Source organism: Candidatus Marithrix sp. Canyon 246 (assembly GCF_001723685.1).
In the GTDB taxonomy this organism is placed as follows: Bacteria; Pseudomonadota; Gammaproteobacteria; order Beggiatoales; family Beggiatoaceae; genus Marithrix.
In genome coordinates this window covers 39399-61146 of record NZ_MCBX01000037.1, presented here as the reverse complement: position 1 = coordinate 61146, position 21748 = coordinate 39399, and the positions used below count along the sequence as shown (strand labels likewise).

Genomic DNA, 21748 nt, shown 5'->3' with positions numbered 1-21748 from the left:
ACAATGAAAAACATCCATTCCCATAAAATTTTAATTCTTGATTTTGGTTCTCAATATACTCAGTTGATCGGGCGGCGCGTTCGAGAGGCTGGGGTTTATTGTGAAATTCAACCATATTCTATTGATGAATCGGCAATTTTAAAGTTTCAGCCTAAAGGGATTATTTTGTCTGGTAGCCCTGAGTCTGTTAATGAGGCTGATATTGATTTTCGCGCTCCAGAATGTGTTTTTAGTTTAGGTATTCCGGTTTTAGGAATTTGTTATGGTATGCACACTATGGCACTGCAATTGGGGGGTGCTGTTGAGGCTTCCAGTTTACGTGAATTTGGTTATGCTCAGGTTGCTGTATTAGAACAGAGTCAATTATTTGATCAATCTGTTTTAGATGTTTGGATGAGTCATGGTGATCATGTTACTAAATTAGCTTCTGGTTTTAAAACTATTGCTTCTACTGATAATGCTCCAATTGCTTGTATGGCTGATGAGTCGCGACAGTTTTATGGTGTGCAATTTCACCCTGAAGTTACTCATACTGTAGAAGGTGCGGCAATTTTACAGAATTTTATTCATAAGATTTGTGCTTGTGAATCGCTATGGCTGGCAGCTAATATTGTTGATGATAGCATCGAACAAATACGTCATCAGGTGGGAACAGATCAGGTTTTATTAGGTTTATCTGGTGGAGTTGATTCTTCTGTTGTTGCCGCTTTATTGCATCGCGCAATTGGTAAGCAGTTGACTTGTGTTTTTGTTGATAATGGCTTATTACGTCTGAATGAGGGTGATCAGGTTATGGCTACTTTTGCGGAACATTTGGGTGTGCGCGTAATCAGAGTAGATGCTGAACAACGCTTTTTAGCTGCCTTAGAAAATAAAACTGATCCTGAGCAAAAACGTAAAGTTATTGGTAATTTATTTATTGAAATCTTTGAAGAGGAATCCTTCAAATTAACCGATGCAAAATGGTTAGCTCAAGGTACCATTTATCCTGATGTTATTGAATCAGCAGGAGCTGGAGTTAAGTCAGCAGTAATAAAATCTCATCATAATGTTGGTGGATTGCCTGAAAAAATGCAACTTAAATTAGTCGAACCGCTACGAGAATTATTTAAAGATGAAGTGCGTAAACTAGGAGTTGAATTAGGTTTACCGCATGAAATGGTATATAGACACCCATTTCCCGGACCGGGATTAGGGGTAAGAATTTTAGGTGAAGTGAACAAAGAATATGCTGATATTCTACGCCAAGCTGATGCTATTTTTATTGAGGAATTACGTAATAGCAACTGGTATGACAAAGTCAGCCAAGCCTTTGCGGTATTTTTACCTGTCAAATCTGTTGGAGTAATAGGAGATGCGCGTCATTATGATTATGTAGTTGCTCTAAGAGCCGTAGAAACTATTGATTTTATGACTGCACGCTGGGCACATTTACCTTATGATCTTTTAGAAACAGTTTCAAATAGAATAATTAATGAAGTAACAGGAATATCGCGAGTTAGTTATGATATTTCTAGTAAGCCGCCTGCTACTATTGAGTGGGAATAAAAATTCTCAGACCTGACAGGTTTTTAAAACCTGTCAGGTCTTCTGCCACTAATTTGTTTGGTATATTCAAGTAATTTTAGATGCCAAGTTTTTCCAAAAATTTAAACAATCTTGTTCTTTTTCTTGTTTAGCTAAATGAATATGAGCAATATTAAATAAGGTGGCACACAAACCTCTGTTATCGCCGATTTAGTTAAAATAGCTCGCCTAGCATTTTGTACAGCAACATCAACTCGTTCCCGTCGTCCAATTGCATCACAAAAACTCTTTGCAAACACAATTCCAGCTTGATCCAAAATTGATTCTCGCATTCCAACTACATGATTAATGCCCTGTTGCGCCAAACATTGGTAGTAGCTTTCGCCGATTCACAAGCAGAGATTACCACACATTGCACTCCACGCCCTCAGTATCCTTAACTTCCTGCGCCTGCCCACGATCATCTTCAAAACAAAACACACCATAATTGTCTTCATGATAAGCAACGCCCTAGGAGCTTTGATTGACAAGCCCTGAAGGGGCGAAATAATATAGCCTAGGGCAACGCCCTAGGAGCGAATATTATTTAATGTGCTAGCATAATGGGCTATATTATTTCGCCCCTTCAGGGCTGACATATAATATACATCATCCCTAGGGCGTTGCCCTAGGCTATATTATTTCGCCCCTTCAGGGCTTATGCGCTGGAGCGTAGGATACGTATTTTTAGTTTCAAAATAGTTTTTTACTTGATTTAAATTTTAGTATCAACTAGATAGAGTACCTGTAATAATCTATCATAAAAGCTAAACCCCATATTCCCGACGATAAGCTTTAATAGCGGCTAAATCTGCTGCTCTTTCTGGTTGTGGTTCAAGATAGTGGATTAGTTGATCTAAATTGACAATGCTAGTTACAGGTATATTATATTGTTGTTCAATTTCTTGAATTGCTGATAATTTGCCTTGTCCACGTTCTTGACGATTTAGAGCTATTATTACTCCAACTAATTCTGCACCAGCAGCTTGAATAATTTCAACTGCTTCACGTATTGCTGTACCAGCACTGATAACATCATCAATTAATAATACTCGACCTTGAAGTGGCGCACCAACAATATTACCTCCTTCTCCATGATCCTTAACTTCTTTACGATTAAAGCAATAAGGTAGATTACGTTGATGATGATCAGCTAAAGCAATACTAGTAGTAGTTACAAGAGGGATACCCTTGTAAGCTGGACCAAAAATGAGGTCAAATTCTATCTGAGCTTGTTCAATTGCTTGCGCATAAAAACGCCCAAGCTGGGCAATAGCTTGACCATCATTAAACAATCCCATATTAAAAAAATAGGGACTTTGTCGTCCAGATTTAAGTGTAAAATTGCCAAAACGTAATACATTTTTAGCAATCGCAAATTCTAAAAAATCTTGTTGATAATTGTTATTCATGACGAAGAATCTCTCGTACTTCCATAAGTATTTTACCTAATCTATTTTTGCCGTTGCCATTGGCACCACAGCCCCAATAATAATCACGAGGTGCATTTTCAACTAATTTCTCTTTGCCAGTATTGAGTAACAGCGTTTTCAAATCTTCATGAGTGCGAAATTTAGCCAAAAGAGCTTTTTTCATCATTTCTTCTTTAACCAATTCCCAATTGGCGCGTAAAGGAACCGAGCGAGTACCGCCTAATCGTTTGGCTATTGTTGGAGTTGAGGCAGTACGAATAAGTTCCTCTTGTGGATGATTGGGAAATTTCTGAGCTTGAAAATAGTGTTCTACTGTTGGCCAGTATTTATTTTTCAGCTCAAAACCATGTTTGGAAAAATTTGAAAATTCATAGTATTCATCTGCGCTGGAATAGAAATATATAGTCATTTTATAAAATATCAGCCGCTAAAGCTTCACGAATATTATCAGCCACTGGCTTATTCTCAAATTTATAATTGACATGATCAATACCAACACCAATCTCTGCATTAGCCTTAACAGCCGCGATTTGTTCTGCATTTAATTGAAAACGTAGAAAGTGTACTGCTGATGTTTTATCACTGGTAGTACGGTCTAAATCTTCGTCTGCTATTGCATAAATTCGATCTGTGTCAGCAATTTCTATCCATACTTGGTTTTCAATTTCAACTAGTTTAGCTAGAGCCGCTTGGCGTTCTGCAACATCGCTGTATTCTATCATAAATGTGGCTTTCCAATTGTCTCCATCTGGAATTAGTGGATTATAAGCCGCTAATTCTTCTTCAATTCCTGCTGGTTCAAAAATCCGCTCAACTCGCAACATTTCTTGAATTTGATATTGCATAGTTAAACGATCTTCAAAATATAATGTCGCATGGTTTCCAATCGGCACTCGGCGATTTTTTTTATGCGCCATTACTTGTGCGCGAAATTCTGCGCGTTTTTCCGCATATTGTTCTAAGCTGTATAAATCACTACGTGTTAATTTTTGCATAATTAAATTCCATAAGCTTGGCATAATAATGTCATTGGATGAGTAGGTTTTGCTGCATCTGCTCCTAAACCATTTTCAATTTGATGCCCTGCCATTGGGCAATCGCTACTGTAATAATCGGCTTCGGCTTTTTTGACGCGATTTACTACTGGCTTGACTATTTTCATTGAAGCGGCATGAGTTTCAGCTTTGATCGCATATGTGCCATCATGCCCACTACAACGTTCTATTGCTTCTATTTTGGTTTCTGGAATTAATTGTAAAATGTCACGAGTTTTCATTCCAATATTTTGTACTCGTAAATGGCAAGATACTTGATAAGCAATTGTTCCTAATTCTTGTTTAAATTCAGTATTTAATTTGCCTTCTTTATGTCGTAACATCAAATACTCAAAAGGATCAAACATAGCTTGTTGTACCTTTTTAACAGCGGCATCATCTGGGAATAATAAAGGTAATTCCTGCTTAAACATTAATACACAAGATGGAACTGGTGCAACAATATCATAACCTTGATCAACTAATTTTTCTAAAATTGGAATATTGGCTTCTTTTGCTGCTTGTACTGATTCTAAATCTCCTAATTCTAATTTTGGCATTCCGCAGCAACGTTCTTTTTGTGTTAAGATTACTTTTATGCCATTATGTTCAAATACTTTTATTAGATCTTGATTTATTTCAGGTTCATTATAATTACCATAACAAGTTGCAAATAATGCTACTTTCTTTGCAGATTCAATTGCTGTACGTGTTTTATCGCGTTTACGTAAAGTATTAGTATGAAATTTGGGTAATATAGCATCAGCACTAACTCCAACTACTTTTTCTGTTATTTTTCTTAAAGTTTTATTATTATTAGCGGCATTAACTACTTGTGATATAACTGGAATACCTAATAAAGTTCCTACTGTATCTGTAGATGTTAAAATTTTATCACGTAATTTAGTCTTTTTATTTTTAAATTTAACTGCTTTAGCTCTTAACATTAAATGTGGAAAATCTAAATTCCAAGGATGTGGAGGAACATAAGGGCATTTAGTCATATAACACATATCACATAAATAACAATGATCCACTATATCCCAATAAACAGATTTGTTTACAGAATCTAGTTCACCAGTATCAGATTCATCTACTGCATCAAATAGAGTAGGAAATGATTGACATAAATTGAAGCAGCGGCGACAACCGTGACAAATATCAAAAACTCGTTCTAATTCTTCAAATAAAGAACTTTCCTTATAAAAATCTGGATTTTGCCAATCAACGGCATGTCTGGTGGGAGCTTCTAAATTACCTTCGCGTTGCATAATAAAGTCTCTTTGTAATGTTGTAAATCCCCCATAAGGGGGAAGGAGGGGGTGATTAAGCGTCTAAATTATCTAAAGCTTTTTGAAAACGGTTAGCATGTGAACGTTCTGCTTTAGCTAAAGTTTCAAACCAATCAGCTATTTCATCAAAACCTTCTTCATTGGCTTTTGTTGCCATGCCGGGATACATATCAGTATATTCATGAGTTTCACCAGCAATAGCGGCTTTGAGATTATCAGCAGTTCCACCGATAGGTAAACCAGTTGCTGGATCACCACAAACTTCTAAATATTCTAAATGACCATGAGCATGACCAGTTTCGCCTTCAGCAGTAGAACGGAAAACTGCTGATACATCATTGTAACCTTCTACGTCAGCTTTAGCTGCGAAGTATAAATAGCGACGATTAGCTTGTGATTCACCTGCAAAAGCATCTTTTAAATTTTCTTCAGTGTTACTACCTTTTAGTTCCATAAAGGATTCTCCAAGAATATGATTGAAATTTAATCGTTTACAATAATGCTACTATTTGCTTAATAAGTCTAATTGTTTTTATTGTTTAGTTTAATAAGTTAAACTTATTACTAAACTAATTCATCCCGTCGTTCTTGTAAACGTTCAAGTACTAATTTAATGTGCATACGCAGACCATAAAATTCACCCATATGTGATAGGGGTACTGACACTTGTTCAATTAATTCTTTTTGTAGAAATTTTAATCGCTCAATTTTTTCATCAATAATATTGACTTCTGAAAACTTATGAATTTGTTCATCAATTTCACGTAACAATTCATACCAACGAAATATTTTACGGCGAATAGTAAAAGTATATATTGGTAAAAACCCTTTAAATAAAGGTAATAAAATAGCAATTAATGGAATTAACAATATTTTTAATCTATCAATAGAAGTAGCTAACCAAAAAGGGAAAATCTTTTCTAAAAAGCTGGGTCCTGATACCAAATAGTGTTCTGCTGTTGAATTCATTGGGAATTCTACAAACCTATTTGATGGAAATTGATCTTGTTGTTCTAACATCCCACCGTTTTTATGAACTTTGATTAAGCTTCTTAATAGTAATGGAATCAGATCAGAATGCAAATCTTGGCGAACTACAAGACTTGCTGTTGCCGCTAATAAAATTTTATTGTTAGCAGGAATATTGTTTTCTAAGTCAATCATGCCTTCTCCAATTTCAATATGAGTTAAAAAAGGATAACGGCTACTATAAGCTAGATGTCGTCTAAAATTTAGAAGTTCAATTGCAGGATTACTTAATAATTCAGTAATAATACCAGCTTTAGGAGAAGTTACAAAAAAAGCTGCATCAATTTCTCCAGCTGCTAATTTTGCTGCCGCTTTCCGACTAGACAAATTTAAAAAGTTAGAATTGTCTGGAGTCACATGATTAAAACTCAATAATTGGATAGCTAAAGGCTTGGTACCACTACCATTTTCTCCCACTGCTATGCGTTTGCCGCGCAAATCAAATAAATATTTAATTGGCTGATCTTTACGATGAAAAACCCAAACTGGTTCATAAAATAAACTAGCTAAAGATTGCAAACCTTCAACTTCTTTTGCGGTACCACCTTGCACTAACCCAATTGAGGCTTCTCCAGATTTGAGTTTTTGCAGAACTTCAATTGATCCTGCTGTTGGTTGAATTTCTAAGTGAAATCCTTGTGCCGCTAACTGCTTTTGGTATTGCAAAGAAGACTTGTAATAGCCTCCACCTTCTCTACCAGTAGCCATACTGATTTCTTTTGGTGGTGGTGGCTCAACAAATTGGTATGCGATTAGAAAACTTAAAAAAATGATTGCAATAGTCACAATCGAAACCTTACAGAATCTACACTTCATTATATAAACCTTTTTTTAATTAATGGAATAGTTTATTGGATAAAAGTCATTTTGACATATTCTTTACAATAAATTCAAGATTCTTTATAAACATTATATTTTATAAGTGAATGCTTTACTAAATATAAACTATAAATTGGTATTTTTTGTGCTTAGGTACTTAGTAAGTATTAAGTTCATATGGTATATTTACTGCTTATAATTAATAAAATAATCATGAAAACTTTAAAAAATATAAATAAACACATTCAAAAAACAACTAATACTTTTATTCTTATAACTATTGTTTTAGGAGCATTAACAATATCAACAAATAGTCAAGCAAATGAATATATAAATATTACAGAAAGTGAAATAATTTTTGATTGGAAAAAACCAAAAAAAGATATGCCTTAATTATTCATATGGTAGGGGTTCTAAATATTCCCCTACAAAATTAATGTTTAATCTCTTCTAATTTAGGTAATTCAATCTCCTTCACAATTTGTGACTCTGTCAGAGTTGCGTTTGATTCTATAGTTTGTGCTGTTTTTTCGGCTGAATTAAATTTTAAAAATTTTGGCACCAGAAAATAACCAGCTATCAATAATCCCACCATTATCAACAAGAAGACACGAGTTTTACTCTTTTTTTGTCTTGAATCATATGAACTATTCAGATTTGCATTAAAAACCATATTAAAATTCCTTAAAAAAACCTAGCAATAGATGATATTATATATTAAGATATTATCTTAATCAAAAAAAAGGATAACTTACTATGAAAAAACTTTTATTATTATATATTATAATAATACCTATATTATTAAGTTGCAATGAAACTGATACTAATGTTCTACGTTTTGGATTATCAGCAGCACCAATAAATTTAGATCCTCGTTTTGCTACAGATGCTACTTCTGCGCGAATTTGTCGTTTATTATATCGTCGTTTAGTTGATTTTGATAAAAGTTTACTTCCTATACCTGAGTTAGCTACTTGGAAACAAGTTACACCCACACATTATCGTTTTAATTTAGGAACTGATGGGCGAAAATTTCATAATGGCAATGATTTAACCGCGCAAGATGTAAAAGCTACTTATGATTTTATTTTAGATAAAAAAAATGCTTCCCCTCATAAAGGTAATTTAAGCGTCATTAAAGAAATTAAGGTTATAGATGATAATACAATTGAATTTTTCCTAGACAAAGCTGATGCTTTATTTCCCGGGCGTTTAGTTATCGGCATTTTGCCAATAGATATGATAAATAATCAACACCCTTTTAATAAAAAACCAGTTGGAAGTGGCGATTATAAATTTATTAAATGGGAAAAAACTGGTAATTTATCTATACAACGACAATCAGATGGACAAATGGTTCAATTTGTAGAAGTGAAAGATCCTGTTGTTAGAGCATTAAAGTTAGTGCGAGGAGAAGTAGATATATTACAAAACGATTTACCTGCTGAGTCAATTGAATGGTTAAACACACGTTCAGAGATTAATATTACTAAAGTTCAAGGTACTAATTTTAGTTATTTAGGTTTTAATTTAGAAAATGAAGTGACTGGGAAATTTGCTATTCGGGAGGCAATTGCATATGCAATCAATCGTGAAGAAATTATTAAGTCTGTTCTTGGTAATGCTGCTCGCATAGCACGTAGTTTTATGTTGCCTGCCACTCATTGGGCTGGGCATCCAAATTTACCAACTTACGATTATAATCCTGAAAAAGCTCGCGCTTTATTAGCAGAATTAGGCTTTAACAAAGAAAATCCTTTCAAATTATCTTATAAAACTTCTAATAATCCTGTTAGAATTCGTGTTGCAACAGTTATCCAGCAACAATTAAAGTATGTAGGAATTGATATGGATTTAAGAACTTATGATTGGGGTACATTTTATGGCGATATAAAATCTGGAAGCTTTCAAATGTATAGTTTGTCATGGGTAGGAATTAAAATGCCTGATATTTTTCAATACGTGTTTCATAGTAAGTTTATGCCACCTAATGGTGCAAATAGAGGGCGTTTAAATGATTCTGAAATAGATGCTTTGATTGATCAAGCTGGTGCTGCAACGAAGTTATCAGATCAGGCTGTTTTATATAGGAAGTTGCAAGAAGCTTTATTAAAGAAACTGCCTTATGTGCCTTTGTGGTATGAAGATCATGTTTTGGCTACTACTAAACATATTAGCGGCTATGAGTTAGCCGCTGATGGTAATTATGATGGTTTAAAAACTGTGATGATGGATTAAACCCGTCATGGTTTTTTTAGAAACCATATACTAAAGTTACAGCAGTAATTCCATCAGTTTTTTCGACATTGGCGGGAACTTCGCTATTGTTTTTAAGTGAATATGAGAATTTCATAGCGATAGTATCAGTAATACTAACCTTTAATCCTGTATTGGCTTCGCTATGAATATTTTCACTACCAGCATCTATCGAAAAATCTTGAGTAAATGTGGTATGACTACCAATTTTTTTGCTATAGTCAATTTTAGCAACTGCAATTGGTTCTTGTTCAGCATCAGTAGCACCAATTAATTGACTTTGTCTAAAACCTATACCGATATCTAAACTTAAGCTAGTCATTTTCGTTTTAAAGACATTAAATCCATAACCTGTACTAATTGAAGTTTGATAATCATAGCCACTGAAACGATCATCTTCATATTTAATTCTATTGAACCAATATTGTGTTTCAGACCATTTATAATTACTTTGAAATTTCAAGCCATAACTTTCAGCAGTTAATTTATTGCTATCTTCTGCACGCAAACTAGCGATATTGAATTGATGTTCCCAACTTTGTTTTAGATAATTAATTCCTAATTTTCCAATTATATTTTGAGTGTCAGTATTACCACTAGTTTGAGTAAAACCAAATTCACCTTCACCCTTCCAAGTTTTTTTATCATCATGATCTGATAGTGCTATTGTTTTTTCATCCTTAAAGCGATAACCATCTGCTAGTGCCATTTGAGGAATGGATACTAAAAACACAGTAGCTATAAAATATTTTTTATTCATAATCAAAATACCTTGTTGTAATTATTAATTTGAAGCTTTTAAACTAACATAGGTTTTATCTAATTTACAAGGATAAATTACGGCTTGTATTAGTTGTTATTAAAAAGAGCTTGACAAAAACTAATACAACAATTATGATAAGCAGCATGATTATTTCTCTATACACAGTAAAACCTTGGCAAAAATGTCTGCGATTATTCGTAGCTATTGTTGCGCTTGTCTGTGTGCCGAGAATGTCATGAATTAATTAATAATATATTAATAATTAAAAGAAGGCCACAGACGCTTGACGTTTGTGGCCTTTTTTTTTGCCTTCAGGAATTAATACAATGTCTGTCCCAATTGCCTATTTAGGTGTGATTATGATTTGGTCAACAACTCCTTTAGCTATAAAATGGAGCGGTGAAACAGGAGTTTTATTCGGAGTTACTACACGTATGCTCTTAGCTGCTAGTTTATGTCTGGTGATTATTGCCTTAATGCGTGTCAAATTTCCTTGGCATAAACGCGCACGCCGTAGCTATTTTGCCGTCAGTATCGCTATTTATGGAGCAATGATCACCACTTATTGGGGCGCACAATTTATTCCTTCAGGGCTGATTTCAGTTATTTTTGGGATGACACCAATCGTTACTAGCATATTCACTATGATTTTGTTAGGTGAACGCGACATTAATATCAAAAAATGGGCTGGAATGATATTAGGTATCATAGGCTTAGCTATTATTTTTCATGCTGAATTAAATATTAACGCCAATAGTATTAAAGGCTTCTTAGCTGTTTTGCTTGCTGTATTTTTATATTCTTTTAGTAGTGTTTGGGTAAAACGCGAAAATGTTTCCATTCCTGCATTAGCAATGACAGCAGGCGGATTATTAGTAGCTTTACCATTTTATGGAATAACTTGGTTATTAATAGGAACAGAAACTGTACCAACTACAATATCGACACGGGGCTTATTATCTATAGTATATTTGGGTATATTTGGCTCTGTTATTGGATTTATGTTTTATTATTATATAATCAAAAACATTGACGTTAAAAAAGTTGCATTAATCACTTTAATAACGCCAATTATCGCACTTATTTTAGGACAATATTTAAATGGTGAAAATATTCATATGACAATTTGGTTAGGCAGCGGTATAGTATTGATTGGTTTAGCAATATATCAATTTGATGAATTAATTTTCTAATTCCCGAAAACCATTAGCCCGCAAGCGGCAAGAGTCACAGATTCCACAAGCTTCGCCTTTTGAATTAGGCTGATAGCATGATATTGTCATGTTATAGTCTATTCCTAGCTCTATTCCGGTTTTTATTATTTCAGCTTTGCTGAGATTAATCAATGGTGTATGTATCTTGAATTTTTTGCCTTCTACGCTGGCTTTTGTCGCGACATTTGCCATTGTTTCAAAGGCTTTAATAAATTCCGGGCGACAGTCTGGATAGCCTGAATAGTCAACCGCATTTACGCCTATAAATATATCATAAGCTGATAATACTTCTGCCCATCCTAGTGCTAGGCTCAGAAATATGGTGTTACGAGCTGGTACATAAGTAACTGGTATATCATCTGATATACCTTCAACAGGCACTTTAATGTTATTATCAGTTAAAGCTGAGCCACCAATGTCATTTAAATTTAAATTAATGAATTTATGTTCAATAACACCTAATGTGTTTGCTACTTTAGTAGCAGCTTCTAGTTCAACGCGATGACGTTGCCCATAATCAAAACTGAGGGCATAACAATCATAAGATTGTGATTTAGCAATGGCTAAGGTAGTGGCAGAATCTAATCCACCTGATAGTAATATAACGGCTTTTTTAGTCATTTGATGATTTTACAAAAAAATGAAACAATAATCTCAACATAATGTAAGGTTGATTAGAAGCTAAGTAAACCTGACAGGTTTTAAAAACCTGTCAGGTTTGACTAGCTTATCTCAAACATTCAATTAAAAACATATTATAATTAGAACCTCCATCAACATCACCATAAAATTTAACTTTACCAAAAATGCCAGAGCGATGAGAAATAGCAACTCCAAAAAAACAATTTTTTAATTTTTTGCTATTAAAAATATCACCTAAATTCATATCAAAGCTTAAATCCATGTGATGCAGTAAATGTGAAGTATTTCGGTTTCTACCTTCAAGGCTTTCGCGTTCTACAAAGGGTATTTGATCTACATAAGATAAGCCATTGGCAAATCCTAAACGTGTGCCAATTGACCAAGGAAATTTTTTATAATAGGCTTTTATTGATAAGGTATATTGATTAAAGTCATCTTGTAAGCCGCGTTCAAAATGGCGTATCAAACCAACCTTAGCTACTAAATCTACTGGTAAACCATAAACATCTTCCACTAAAGGTTTACCTAATTCAAAGCCAAGAATACCTGTATGACGATCATCAATTTCCAGATCACCGCGCACAATTTTTTGTAAATCAGTATCCGTGGCTAAGCCACTGGCAATACGATAATAGAGTTTGTCTTCAGCGAAGACAAATGTTTGCCAGTGAGCAATTAGTATATAAATACTAAGAAATTTAATGAATTTTATCACTTTAATTTCTTATATTTAATACGATGTGGATTATCAGCATCTGTTCCTAAGCGGCGATGACGATCTGCTTCATAGTCTGCATAGTTGCCTTCAAACCATGTAACTTTGCTTTCACCCTCAAAGGCTAATATATGAGTTGCAATACGATCTAAAAACCAGCGATCATGGGAAATTACTACCGCACAACCGGGAAAGTTTAATAATGCCTCTTCAAGGGCGCGTAGAGTTTCTACGTCTAAATCGTTGGTTGGTTCATCTAATAATAATAAATTACCACCACTTTTCAATAATTTAGCTAAATGAACCCGATTACGTTCACCACCTGATAAGTCTTTAACTCGTTTTTGTTGATCAGTACCTTTAAAATTAAAGCGGCTTACATAGGCTCTGGATGGAGTTTCATATTTACCTACAATAATATTATCTTGACCATCTGATATAACTTCCCATACAGTTTTAGTATCATCAAGTGCGTCGCGCGATTGATCTACATATGCTAGTTCAACCGTTGAACCAAGGCGTAAATTGCCACTATTTGGTTGTTCTTGTCCAACCATCATGCGAAACAGGGTGGTTTTACCAGCACCATTTGGACCAATAATACCTACAATACCACCTTTTGGTAAATTGAAATTGAGGTTTTCTACCAATACTTCATCGCCAAAACTCTTACTAAGATTTTCTGCTTCTACGACTAAATCACCTAGTCTTGGTCCGGGTGGAATATAAAGTGCTTGGGTAGCATTACGTTGTTGTACATCTTGATTATTCAATTCTTCAAATCTAGCTAGACGGGCTTTACTTTTGGCATGACGACCCTTGGGATTACTTCTAACCCATTCTAATTCTTGCTTAATAGTTCGTTGTCGAGATGATTCTTGTTTTTCTTCAAGAGCTAAGCGTTGTTGTTTTTGTTCTAACCATGAAGAATAATTACCTTCCCAAGGTATTCCATAACCTCGATCTAATTCTAAAATCCAACCAGCAACATTATCTAAGAAGTAACGATCATGAGTAACAGCGACAATGGTGCCGCTATAATCTTGTAAGAATCTTTCTAACCATGCTACTGATTCAGCGTCTAAATGGTTAGTTGGTTCATCTAATAATAACATGTCAGGAGCAGATAATAATAATCTACATAATGCAACACGACGCTTTTCACCACCAGATAATTTAGTAACATCAGCATCCCAAGCTGGCAGACGCAGTGCATCAGCGGCAATTTCTAATTGTCGATCTAATTCCCAAGCATCAGCGGCATCAATAGCATCTTGTAATGTGCCTTGCTCTTCCAATAAGCTATTCATTTCATCATCGCTCATTGGTTCAGCAAATTTCATACTGATTTCATTAAATCTATCTATGATAGCCTTAGTTTCAGCAACACCCTCTTCAACATTGCCACGCACATCTTTATCAGGGTTTAATTGTGGCTCTTGAGATAAATAACCAATACGAATACCGGTTTGTGGGCGTGCTTCACCGGTATATTCTGTATCGATGCCAGCCATAATGCGTAACAAGGTAGATTTACCTGAGCCATTTAAGCCTAAAACGCCAATTTTCGCGCCGGGAAAAAAGGATAATGAAATATCTTTAAGTATTTGTCGCTTTGGTGGAACGGTTCTTCCAACGCGATTCATTGTGTAAATATATTGAGCCATAGTTTTTCTTTATTAAATTAATACAAAAATCCAAATAACCAAAGAGGAATTTTATTAGCAAATCCCATATCTATATCATCAGCGACTACAAAAGAGTTTTTGATATTTTTTATCTGCTGAAACGATTTGTTTTTCCCACCTATCTCAACAGTATATTGGTTTGAAATAATAAAGTCACCGTAAGAAGATAAAAGTATATTTTCATCTATAAGCGTGGCTTCATTATAAAAACTACTCTTGATTTGATTGACAAAAAAAGTCTCTCTTTGTGTACCCTTATTGCAATTTTGAGATATAGCATTCATTAGGTTAGTGTTATACATAAAAAGTTTATCAGGTTTTTCTATAACACCATAGCCTCTTGCTTTTTGATTAACACTATTGGTTATGCTACCTAATTCCAGATAATGAATATATTCTAACAATGTTAATCTGGAAATCTCTATTGCAGTAGCTAGTTTGCTAATATTAGGTTTCATGGGAACAGAAGTGCTTAAAAGATAAACCAATTTTTTGATTTTATCTATTTGTGAATAATTTATATTAGTCACATAAGGCAAATCACCTTCTAATATCTGATTGAGTACACCTATAAGCAGATGATTATAACTATCATATCCTTTCAATATAAAAGGATAACATCCACCACTAAGATAATCATTAAAATGTTCTAATGGTTTAATCTTAGTTAGTATATCATTTGCAATAGTTATATGATTTTCAAAAATATCTGGAATTGAGTATGAGGGAAAAATAGCAATATCTTTAAAGATTAGATATTCTCTAAAAGAGAGGTTTGCTAAACGATACAGTCTAATACGCCTACTCAAATCAGCTTCTTGACTATGAATCTGTATCATAGATGAGCCTGATATAACTAACTTGAGTTCAGTTGTATCATAGATAGCTTTGATATGTGATGACCAATCTTTATATTTATGTATCTCATCTATAAAAATTATCTCACCTCCATACTTCTCAAAATCTGAAGCAAACTCATAGAGTGATATGGTTTTAAAGTATGGATTATCTACTGAGATATAGAGTGCTTTAGGTGAATTAGGGTATTGTTCTTTAAGGTACTGTAACATTAAAGTGGTTTTACCGACTCCTCTTTGCCCTACGATTAGACTAGATCGGTTATGCCAATTTATCTCTTTGTAAAGATAACGCTTTACTTTAAGTTCAATATGCCGTAATAGCTTTTGTTGTTCTTGAAAAAAAATTGTAAAATGTAACATTCAAAATATTGTAGTTTTTGTAATGTGCATTTTACAATTTTTTATAAAAAATTACATCCTAAACATTTTCCAACCGGTTTCAATTGTCCACCACCATTGGCGTATGTTGCCTTCGGTGTTGATCTAGTAGGAACTGTTATGGTTCTACTTTTTAAGACATTATTAATTTTTACATCTTTTCCCGGTACATACCAAGTAACAGTAGTCTTATCATTTTCAGGATCAATTACTGAATGAACAGTTGCATTCACTGTCAAAGGATCATCTGTATTTGCAATATAAAGCGTTGCGCTTGGTGGGCGATTCCATACACCAGAGTTTTGCCATCACCAATTACATAAAAATGCCATGTTCCAGGAAAACGATTTGATTGGCTGCCCCTACCCAAGCAGCAAATACGCGGTGTCACTTTAGTACCGCAAGATGTAGAACTAGGGCAAGCGGTTTTATTACCTTTGTACTCTGAGCAAAGTGAAACTTCGCAATTGCGTTTACAAGGTTTGCAAACCACTGATATAATTTTTTTATTGGAAACTGAACAAAATCAATCATTGTCTATTTACCTAATGCTATGCCTCATTTATATGCATTAGGTATGACTAGTATTGGAGAATTACCTAATTTACAATGGCTGAATGCCATGAGTTTAAGCCCAGCCGATGATATAACCAACAATCAAATCACTTATAATTTATCTCAAACTCAACAACATTTAGATGCATTTGCTGATGTCAGTGATTGGCTTGCCTATAATGATGATAAAGTTACTGCTTTAGCATTATCTCCAGACATTAAAACTTTATTTATTGCAACTAAATCAGAAACAACATCGGAACATCAAGGGCAAATCAGTTTACGTTGTATAGCTTTGAATGATAAAAATGAATGGCAAAGTAGGGGCTTACGTTTAGCAATTAATGGCGAAGTTGGATTTTTAATCGATAGTGCGATTGCAGGAATTCGCTTTGTCGGTAAAGGCTATAGTGGCTATACTGATAGCAAGGGGATGTTTATTTATCAATCTACTGAAAAGGTTAGTTTTTATCTTGGCGATAAAAGCACAGGTATTATTTTAGGAACTGTTGTTCCTAATTCAACCGATAATAAAGGCAAAAAGATTGTTACTGTGTTTGATTTGAGAAAAGTATATAAAACTCTCATTAATCTTAGATTATTAGATTAATATTTAATAATCTAAGATTAGCAATTATTTAGCACTACATTTACACTAGTAGATTCTTATCTATTTCCTCTTTTTCTTAGATGATCTCCTCTTTTTCTTAGATGATCTCCTCTTTTTCTTAGATGATCTCCTCTTTTTCTTAGATGATCTATGATAACCTCTCAACACTTTATTGACATAACGTTTTGTATAAGAGGGAACTTTACCGCCGTTGCGTCTCACCCTACCTTCACCAGCATTGTAGGCAGCCATAGCTAATCTTTTGTTGCCACGATATCTTTTCAATAAATAGCGTAAATAGCGAGCACCACCCATGATATTGGAACCGGCATTACGGCGATTTTTGACACCAAAGCGTCGAGCAGTAGCGGGCATTAATTGCATTAAACCCACAGCACCAGCACTAGATCTAGCTCTAGCATTGAAATTAGATTCAGCTTTAATTACAGAACGTAATAGTCTCGGATCAACTCCTGTTCTTCTCGCAGCCCGTGCTATTTGTTTGCCATAAAGACCATTAACTTTGTAGTATTTACTGGAACGAGACCGAGCAATTTTATATCGCTTTTTACCTAGTCTCTTTTTACGCGCTATTTTCAACCTGCGTTTCTTTTTAGCCTTGTTACGCGCTATTTTCAACCTGCGTTTCTTTTTAGCCTTGTTACGCGCTATTTTCAACCTGCGTTTCTTTTTAGCCTTGTTACGCGCTATTTTCAACCTGCGCTTCTTTTCAGCTTTGTTACGCGCTATTTTCAACCTGCGTTTCTTTTCAGCCTTGTTACGCGCTATTTTCAACCTGCGCTTCTTTTCAGCTTTGTTACGCGCTATTTCCAACCTGCGTTTCTTTTCAGCCTTGTTACGCGCTATTTTCAACCTGCGTTTCTTTTCAGCCTTGTTACGCGCTATTTCCAACCTGCGCTTCTTTTCAGCCTTGTTACGCGCTATTTCCAACCTGCGCTTCTTTTCAGCCTTTTTACGTTGCTCCCGTTCACGCTCAACAGCTATATGACGCTCATTCCATTTGCGCTTAGCTTCAGTCAGTTCATCACTTTCCAATTTTGTAATGAACTTTTGGGTTTCAAAGTTTTTAGAACTAAGACTAACGTCTGTCTTCAGAGAAGCAGGTTTGTTAGGTACAATTTTATCAAGCTTAGCCACTTTTTGATCAATCGCAGTTAAATCAACCTTTTTACTAACAACAGGGTTTTGATTTACATACGGGGTATGTGAACAAGCCGATAAAGCAATAATGACAAAAGCCCAAATTACTATTTTTACCATAAATGTGATCCTACGGAGATTTAAAGATATAATTATAATTAATTACAGTCTCATTATAACTTAAAATGTGATTATATGTTATTAATATATAATATCTTAGCTATTAGTATAATTAATTACCCATTGGTATTCATCTGCCTTAAGTTCTAGTATTTTTTAACGATTTATATTTATACCTTATAATCTAATATGGAATTATTATTCCATTTAGTTCCCATATTACATTTGTTAGAATGCTTTTCAATTTAATGTTCTCGTGTTGCTAAAAATTTTACATTTTCCCAACGTTCTTCTATTACTGATAAATTAACTTTTGTAGGAGCAATATATGTAAGATTTTCTGCACCATCTAATGCTAGATTATTAAATGCTTTACGTTTAAATTCTTCTAATATTTTGTCATCTTCACAACTAATCCAGCGGGCTGTTGCAACTTGTACGTTTTCAAAAGTACATTCAACTCCATATTCATTTTTTAATCGCCAACTTACTACGTCAAATTGCAATATTCCTACTGCGCCTAAAATTAAGTCATTATTGCTTAGTGGGCGAAATGTGGAATACCTGTGAATTTTAAATCTTCTCCTTGAGTAAAAGTGTCACCTATTTATTTGTACATCTCGATTTAAATGCACATGACGCATTTTCATAGCTTGACGATATTGCCCTGAACAAACTCTTAAAAAGGCGATTCTATCGCGATGATATGGATCCATATTTGCTTGAATTTTAAAGATAAAACCTGAAAATTTAGATTCTGATGCTATTTAGGTTCATTTTACTACCGCCATTAACAGTTCAAGAGGAGATATCATTTTTGTAATTGTTCTGATAAGTAGGTACGCAAAAGTTTATTAACAAAAATAAGTACAACGAATTACGTGGATAAACTAATAAAGTTTAATCCAAATAATTTGTTTATCCACGTAATTAGCTGTACTTAATATTATGTAAATATGTTAAAAGATTTATACGTACCGACATATAAATAAATAATCATAGTTTATGTCTAATATTTAATGTTCTCGCGTTGCTAAAAATTTTACATTTTCCCAACGTTCTTCTATTACTGATAAATTAACCTTTGTAGGAGCAATATATGTAAGATTTGCTGCACCGTCTAATGCTAGATTATTAAAGGCTTTACGCTTAAATTCTTCTAATATTTTGTCATCTTCACAACTAATCCAGCGGGCTGTTGCAACTTGTACGTTTTCAAAAGTACATTCAACTCCATATTCATTTTTTAATCGCCAACTGACTACGTCAAATTGCAATATTCCTACTGCGCCTAATATTAAGTCATTATTGCTTAGTGGGCGGAATAGTTGAGTTGCTCCTTCTTCGCTTAGTTGTTGTAAGCCTTTTAGTAGAGCTTTCATTTTTAATGGATCGCGTAAACGGGCGCGACGAAAAATTTCTGGTGCAAAATGTGGAATACCTGTGAATTTTAAATCTTCTCCTTGAGTAAAGGTGTCACCTATTTGAATGGTGCCATGATTGTGTAAGCCAATTATATCACCAGCCCAAGCTTCTTCTGTGTGTTCACGTGTACCAGCCATAAAAGTTAAGGCATTATTTATTTGTACGTCTCGATTTAACCGCACATGACGCATTTTCATAGCTTTGCGATATTGCCCTGAACAAACTCTTAAAAATGCTATTCTATCGCGATGAGCTGGATCCATATTTGCTTGAATTTTAAAGATAAAACCTGAAAATTTAGATTCTGATGCTGTTACTTCACGTGTTGTACTTGAGCGCGGCTGTGGCGGTGGTGCATATTTTATGAAGCTGTCTAATAAGGCTTTGAGTCCAAAATTATTTAGAGCTGAACCAAAAAATACTGGGGTTAATTTACCGGCTAAAAAGTCTTCTAAATCAAAGCTATGACTGGCACCTTGCACTAATTCAATTTCGTCTTTTAATTCATCAATTGTTGTTTGATCTAATTCTGTATCATCAAGATTGTTAAAAGTTTTAGCTTCACCTTTAATGCTATTTTTACCCGCTTCAAATAAGGTGACGCTGCCATCTAATAAGTTAAAAATGCCTTTAAATCTTGATCCCATACCAATAGGCCAATTAATAGGGGCACAATTTATATTTAGGACGCTTTCAATTTCATCTAATATTTCAATAGGTTCTCGACTTTCTCGATCTAGTTTATTAATAAAAGTCAGAATAGGCGTATCTCGTAAGCGGCATACGTCTAATAATTTTATAGTACGATCTTCAACCCCTTTGGCTGCATCTATTACCATTAAGGCAGAATCAACCGCAGTAAGAGTACGATAAGTATCTTCTGAAAAATCCTCATGCCCCGGAGTATCTAATAGGTTGATTATATGATCTTTATAAGGAAATTGCATCACAGAAGAAGTGACTGAAATACCACGTTGTTTTTCCAGTTCCATCCAATCAGAAGTAGCATGACGTGCGGCTTTTCTGCCTTTAACTGTACCAGCTAAACTAATGGCACCACCGAATAATAATAATTTTTCTGTGACTGTGGTTTTACCAGCGTCAGGATGAGAAATAATTGCAAAAGTACGGCGTTTTTCCGTTTCATTGATTGTCATATTAATATAAAATATAGGTTTTCGATTATAGAGTAATAGAATGCAAACATCTAAAGTTAGAATTGATAAGTGGTTATGGGCTGCGCGGTTTTTTAAAACTCGTAGCATTGCTACTAACGCAATTAGTGGTGGTAAGGTTCATGTAAATCAACAGCGTATTAAGCCTTCTAGGGAGGTTCATATTGGAGATGAATTGCTTGTACGTACTGGTTATATTGAACGTACAGTTATTGTAAGGACTTTATCTATACAACGTCGCCCAGCAAAAGAGGCGGTGTTGTTATATGAGGAAACTGCTGAAAGTATTGAACGTCGCGAACAAGAGACGAATTTACATCGTCAAGCGGCTGCTTTACGCCCACGTGGTGTTGGTCGTCCAACTAAAAAACAGCGTCGTCAAATACATAGTTTTACTGAAAAGAATGAAAATGAGTAGATAAATATGGGAAAATTTTTAAAAAATAGCCTAGAATTTTTGGCTATAACATTAGCAATAGTGTTGTCATATTATGAGCTTAAAGAAGCTATTCCGAATGAATCGCTAATTGTTTTTGAAGTTGAACAATTAAAAATATCAACAGATACATCAACATATTCTTTAACTGGAATTGTTGCTGATCAGGATTATTAATTAACCAAAATTTCAACATCTGAACCACCAACTTATCTTATTTCAAGACAATCTTTAAAGCAACAGTTGCAAGAAGATGATAGTTTTTCTTGGGCATTTTTAGAAGATGATAGTTTTAAGTTTTTGTTTGAGTTTAAAGGTGCAGAACCAGAAAAAATTAAATTTGAATGTAAAGTTCAGGCGATTGAAAATAAATCAGTGCCTTGTGAAATCAAACAACAAGACTATATGTCATTGTATAGGGGTATTCCTTGGTATTTCTTCGTTATTGGTATAGGCTTGTTTATTATAATAATAGAAGTTTTTTATATATGGTTAAGAAATCCTAAAAAATATAAAAAACGCAATCAGCTCACAATAGATGAAGATTAAGGCATAGGAACAGAAATATGGAATGGCA

At 34.3% G+C, this 21748-nt stretch carries 24 protein-coding genes and 1 pseudogene; 8 read left to right on the top strand and 17 right to left on the bottom strand.

From position 1 onward, the window contains the following. Positions 1-3: 3 nt before the first annotated feature. Positions 4-1548 carry a glutamine-hydrolyzing GMP synthase gene (gene guaA / locus BHU68_RS12530; protein WP_069472822.1) on the top strand — a complete coding sequence of 515 codons (1545 nt, stop codon included), beginning with the start codon at positions 4-6 and terminating at the stop codon, positions 1546-1548. 131 nt (positions 1549-1679) lie between these two features. Here the strand turns inward: guaA and BHU68_RS12525 are convergent, their stop codons facing one another. The 7 genes from BHU68_RS12525 to BHU68_RS12495 all read right to left on the bottom strand — a co-directional run bounded on the left by BHU68_RS12525 (position 1680) and on the right by BHU68_RS12495 (position 7170). Further along, positions 1680-1892: a CHAT domain-containing protein gene (locus BHU68_RS12525; RefSeq protein WP_069472918.1), complete on the bottom strand. Its 213-nt coding sequence runs from the start codon at positions 1890-1892 to the stop codon at positions 1680-1682. Between the two features lie 441 nt (positions 1893-2333). Beyond that, positions 2334-2978, bottom strand: coding sequence for an orotate phosphoribosyltransferase (gene pyrE, locus BHU68_RS12520; RefSeq protein WP_069471259.1), 645 nt, complete (start codon positions 2976-2978; stop codon positions 2334-2336). After that, positions 2971-3408 carry an NADAR family protein gene (locus tag BHU68_RS12515; protein ID WP_069471258.1) on the bottom strand — a complete coding sequence of 146 codons (438 nt, stop codon included), beginning with the start codon at positions 3406-3408 and terminating at the stop codon, positions 2971-2973. The genes pyrE and BHU68_RS12515 overlap by 8 nt, the downstream gene beginning before the upstream one ends. Position 3409: 1 nt before the next feature. Next, a complete protein-coding gene (locus BHU68_RS12510; RefSeq protein ID WP_069471261.1) occupies positions 3410-3994 on the bottom strand; it encodes a DUF3501 family protein in 585 nt (194 codons plus the stop codon). 2 nt (positions 3995-3996) lie between these two features. Continuing rightward, positions 3997-5304, bottom strand: coding sequence for a heterodisulfide reductase-related iron-sulfur binding cluster (locus BHU68_RS12505; RefSeq protein WP_069471257.1), 1308 nt, complete (start codon positions 5302-5304; stop codon positions 3997-3999). A 55-nt stretch (positions 5305-5359) separates the two neighbouring features. Then, positions 5360-5779 (bottom strand): rubrerythrin family protein, encoded by a 420-nt coding sequence (locus BHU68_RS12500; RefSeq protein ID WP_069471256.1) that lies wholly within the window; start codon positions 5777-5779, stop codon positions 5360-5362. A 110-nt stretch (positions 5780-5889) separates the two neighbouring features. Then, positions 5890-7170, bottom strand: a complete 1281-nt coding sequence (locus tag BHU68_RS12495; protein WP_083234225.1) for a TAXI family TRAP transporter solute-binding subunit — start codon at positions 7168-7170, stop codon at positions 5890-5892. 216 nt (positions 7171-7386) lie between these two features. On the opposite strand from BHU68_RS12495, the gene BHU68_RS12490 reads away from it, so the two are divergent. Further along, positions 7387-7566 carry a hypothetical protein gene (locus tag BHU68_RS12490; RefSeq protein ID WP_069471254.1) on the top strand — a complete coding sequence of 60 codons (180 nt, stop codon included), beginning with the start codon at positions 7387-7389 and terminating at the stop codon, positions 7564-7566. A 40-nt stretch (positions 7567-7606) separates the two neighbouring features. On the opposite strand, the gene BHU68_RS12485 is transcribed toward BHU68_RS12490, so the two are convergent. Further along, positions 7607-7846 (bottom strand): hypothetical protein, encoded by a 240-nt coding sequence (locus BHU68_RS12485; protein ID WP_069471253.1) that lies wholly within the window; start codon positions 7844-7846, stop codon positions 7607-7609. An 83-nt stretch (positions 7847-7929) separates the two neighbouring features. Here BHU68_RS12485 and BHU68_RS12480 point away from each other — a divergent pair, with 83 nt between their 5' ends. Then, positions 7930-9411 (top strand): ABC transporter substrate-binding protein, encoded by a 1482-nt coding sequence (locus tag BHU68_RS12480; RefSeq protein WP_069471252.1) that lies wholly within the window; start codon positions 7930-7932, stop codon positions 9409-9411. 16 nt (positions 9412-9427) lie between these two features. Here the strand turns inward: BHU68_RS12480 and BHU68_RS12475 are convergent, their stop codons facing one another. Continuing rightward, positions 9428-10189 (bottom strand): DUF481 domain-containing protein, encoded by a 762-nt coding sequence (locus BHU68_RS12475; RefSeq protein ID WP_069471251.1) that lies wholly within the window; start codon positions 10187-10189, stop codon positions 9428-9430. Positions 10190-10518: 329 nt separating this feature from the next. Here BHU68_RS12475 and BHU68_RS12470 point away from each other — a divergent pair, with 329 nt between their 5' ends. Next, positions 10519-11385, top strand: coding sequence for a DMT family transporter (locus tag BHU68_RS12470; protein ID WP_069471250.1), 867 nt, complete (start codon positions 10519-10521; stop codon positions 11383-11385). Here BHU68_RS12470 and queC read toward each other — a convergent pair. The 5 genes from queC to BHU68_RS12445 all read right to left on the bottom strand — a co-directional run bounded on the left by queC (position 11374) and on the right by BHU68_RS12445 (position 15922). Then, complete coding sequence (gene queC, locus BHU68_RS12465; RefSeq protein WP_069471249.1) at positions 11374-12027, bottom strand: 7-cyano-7-deazaguanine synthase QueC; 654 nt, start codon at positions 12025-12027, stop codon at positions 11374-11376. The two genes, BHU68_RS12470 and queC, sit on opposite strands and share 12 nt — an antisense overlap. A gap of 106 nt (positions 12028-12133) precedes the next feature. Then, positions 12134-12763 (bottom strand): hypothetical protein, encoded by a 630-nt coding sequence (locus tag BHU68_RS12460; RefSeq protein ID WP_069471248.1) that lies wholly within the window; start codon positions 12761-12763, stop codon positions 12134-12136. After that, positions 12760-14430, bottom strand: a complete 1671-nt coding sequence (gene ettA / locus BHU68_RS12455; protein WP_069471247.1) for an energy-dependent translational throttle protein EttA — start codon at positions 14428-14430, stop codon at positions 12760-12762. The genes BHU68_RS12460 and ettA overlap by 4 nt, the downstream gene beginning before the upstream one ends. Before the next feature lie 17 nt (positions 14431-14447). After that, a complete protein-coding gene (locus BHU68_RS12450) occupies positions 14448-15671 on the bottom strand; it encodes an ATP-binding protein (RefSeq protein WP_083234226.1) in 1224 nt (407 codons plus the stop codon). 41 nt (positions 15672-15712) lie between these two features. Beyond that, entirely contained in the window at positions 15713-15922 is a 210-nt protein-coding gene (locus BHU68_RS12445; protein WP_069471246.1) for a hypothetical protein, read from the bottom strand. Positions 15923-16242: 320 nt separating this feature from the next. Here BHU68_RS12445 and BHU68_RS12440 point away from each other — a divergent pair, with 320 nt between their 5' ends. Next, complete coding sequence (locus tag BHU68_RS12440) at positions 16243-16854, top strand: hypothetical protein (RefSeq protein WP_069471245.1); 612 nt, start codon at positions 16243-16245, stop codon at positions 16852-16854. 60 nt (positions 16855-16914) lie between these two features. Here the strand turns inward: BHU68_RS12440 and BHU68_RS12435 are convergent, their stop codons facing one another. From BHU68_RS12435 to BHU68_RS12425, 3 genes and pseudogenes are all read right to left on the bottom strand, one after another. Continuing rightward, positions 16915-18135 carry a lytic transglycosylase domain-containing protein gene (locus BHU68_RS12435; RefSeq protein ID WP_069472919.1) on the bottom strand — a complete coding sequence of 407 codons (1221 nt, stop codon included), beginning with the start codon at positions 18133-18135 and terminating at the stop codon, positions 16915-16917. Positions 18136-18380: 245 nt separating this feature from the next. Then, positions 18381-18899: pseudogene (gene prfC, locus BHU68_RS16620) on the bottom strand (peptide chain release factor 3); the annotation flags it as partial. A gap of 252 nt (positions 18900-19151) precedes the next feature. Next, the gene (locus BHU68_RS12425; protein ID WP_069471242.1) at positions 19152-20717 is read right to left on the bottom strand and encodes a peptide chain release factor 3; all 1566 of its coding nucleotides are present in this window, start codon (positions 20715-20717) and stop codon (positions 19152-19154) included. 40 nt (positions 20718-20757) lie between these two features. Here BHU68_RS12425 and BHU68_RS12420 point away from each other — a divergent pair, with 40 nt between their 5' ends. The 3 genes from BHU68_RS12420 (at position 20758) to BHU68_RS12410 (ending at position 21720) form a co-directional block, all read left to right on the top strand. Further along, positions 20758-21153 carry an RNA-binding S4 domain-containing protein gene (locus BHU68_RS12420; RefSeq protein WP_069471241.1) on the top strand — a complete coding sequence of 132 codons (396 nt, stop codon included), beginning with the start codon at positions 20758-20760 and terminating at the stop codon, positions 21151-21153. Positions 21154-21159: 6 nt separating this feature from the next. Further along, positions 21160-21348, top strand: a complete 189-nt coding sequence (locus tag BHU68_RS12415) for a hypothetical protein (protein ID WP_069471240.1) — start codon at positions 21160-21162, stop codon at positions 21346-21348. Between the two features lie 66 nt (positions 21349-21414). Next, a complete protein-coding gene (locus BHU68_RS12410; protein WP_069471239.1) occupies positions 21415-21720 on the top strand; it encodes a hypothetical protein in 306 nt (101 codons plus the stop codon). Positions 21721-21748: the final 28 nt, after the last annotated feature.